This window comes from Rhodococcus sp. (in: high G+C Gram-positive bacteria) (assembly GCF_049591685.1).
In the GTDB taxonomy this organism is placed as follows: Bacteria; Actinomycetota; Actinomycetes; order Mycobacteriales; family Mycobacteriaceae; genus Rhodococcoides.
In genome coordinates this window covers 1-1,885 of the sequence record NZ_JBAWFH010000269.1, presented here as the reverse complement: position 1 = coordinate 1,885, position 1,885 = coordinate 1, and the positions used below count along the sequence as shown (strand labels likewise).

Below are 1,885 nucleotides of genomic sequence, written 5' to 3'. Positions count from 1 at the left end.
GTAGAGGCCTGATCGAAGCCCGCACGTGCTGCGACGCCGGAGGTCATCTAGCGCGACCTCCGGCGTCGCAGCCGGGTGCGGGTATCTAGTCGACGTCGTCCCAGCCGCGGGGCGCGCCCAGGACCGGCTGCACGATAGTGGATGGGTACGGCCCTTCCCAGGGAAGGTGACCGTTGACGTCCCGCCACACCGCTTGCAGGGCTTCGATCTCATCGAGTGGGTAGACGAGCGACGCCATCGCCAGCCACTCCCGTCTGTCCGGAACGTCGACGAACGAAAGCTCGAAACCACCTGCGCTGCACAGTAATCCGGCTTCGAACTGCGCGAAACCGAGAGCAACGCGCCGCGCCAACTCGTTGAGGACGCTCGCCGCTTCGTGCGCCGACCGGCCCGTGATGATCAACTCCGGGTGATCGTAGGCGGTCAACCCGATCGTGTAGCAGAACGCGGGAACGATCACCGTTTCGTCCGTATCCGCGAGCGAATCGTCGGCGTCTGCATCGGATACGTATTGCAGGGCCCAACCGTGCCGACCTATCAGCTCGTGCATTCCGGTGACGTACTCCTTCAGTGACTGTCCACCGCACATGGCGCACATAACTCCCCCTCGGTTGCCGACGCTTCGAACGTATGTTCGTACGACGACAGTGACCGATGCCACCGACACGAAACGCGCGACTGCGCGTCCGGCGGTGCGCGGTAGTGTTCCGCTATGCCCGGTCCCGCGTCCCCGTTCTCCGAACTGGGGCTGCGTCCAGTCGTCGTTCATGCCCTGCGCAGGCTCGGCGTGGACAACCCGTTCCCGATACAGCAAGCGGCGATTCCGGATGCAATGTCGGGGCGCGACGTACTGGGAAAGGCGCCCACCGGATCCGGTAAAACCTTGGCCTTCGGACTACCGATGCTCCACCGGCTGTCCGGCAGCAGCAGTCGACGATGGCATCCCCGGGCGTTGATACTCGCTCCCACACGTGAGCTCGTACTGCAGATCGAGAAAGCACTCGAAGAACCCGCCCTGGCGTCGGGCGTTCGCATGGTCGGCGTGGTCGGTGGAGTCCCGATCAAGAAGCAGACGGACAGATTGGCGCGTGGCGTCGATGTCGTCGTGGCGACACCAGGACGATTGGAGGACCTGGTGAACGCCACCGAGCTTTCGTTGGCCGACGTGTCGATCACCGTCGTCGACGAAGCGGACCGGCTGGCCGATCTCGGATTTCTACCGCAGGTGACGGCGCTGCTCGACCGAACTCCGACCTATGGTCAAAGAATGCTGTTCTCGGCAACGCTCGACGGCGAAGTCGACGGGCTCGTCGCGAAATATCTACGCTCCCCCGCTGTTCATCATGCCGAGGCCGCCACCGATCAGACGTCCGTCGTCGAGCATCACTTCTTCCGGGTGACTCTCGGCTCGAGGGACGACATCGCCGCGTCGATCGCAGCTCGCGACGGAAGTACCATCGTTTTCCTCCGGACGAAACATGCCGTGGACCGGTTCGCCGACAAGCTCGTCGCAGCAGGAATAGCTGCAGGCGCTCTACACGGCGGCAAGTCTCAGGCGCACCGCACGCACACGCTCGCCGCGTTCACGGACGGCTCCACACCCGTGTTGGTGGCTACCGACGTCGCCGCACGCGGTATCGACATCGACACCGTCTCGCTCGTGCTGCACGTCGATCCGCCCGCCGACGCGAAGGACTACACCCATCGCGCGGGCAGAACGGCACGGGCCGGTAGGGCGGGCATCGTCGTCACCCTGGTGCTGCCCGCCCAGGAAGCGGAGGTGAGCAGCCTCGCGGCCGACGCCGGCATCGTAACCCGGTTTCGCGACGTCGATGCGTCGAGCCCGCACCTGCGCGAAACCACCGGCGCCCGAACACCGCCGGGC

At 65.2% G+C, this 1,885-nt stretch carries 2 protein-coding genes; one reads left to right on the top strand and one right to left on the bottom strand.

Annotated elements, in window-relative coordinates:
- Positions 1 to 85 precede the first annotated feature (85 nt).
- Positions 86 to 598: a DUF4262 domain-containing protein gene (locus WBQ44_RS11435; protein WP_495566807.1), complete on the bottom strand. Its 513-nt coding sequence runs from the start codon at positions 596 to 598 to the stop codon at positions 86 to 88.
- Positions 599 to 712: 114 nt separating this feature from the next.
- Here WBQ44_RS11435 and WBQ44_RS11430 point away from each other — a divergent pair.
- Positions 713 to 1,885, top strand: a 1,173-nt coding sequence (locus WBQ44_RS11430) for a DEAD/DEAH box helicase (protein ID WP_495566806.1), incomplete at its 3' end; no start/stop codon positions are given.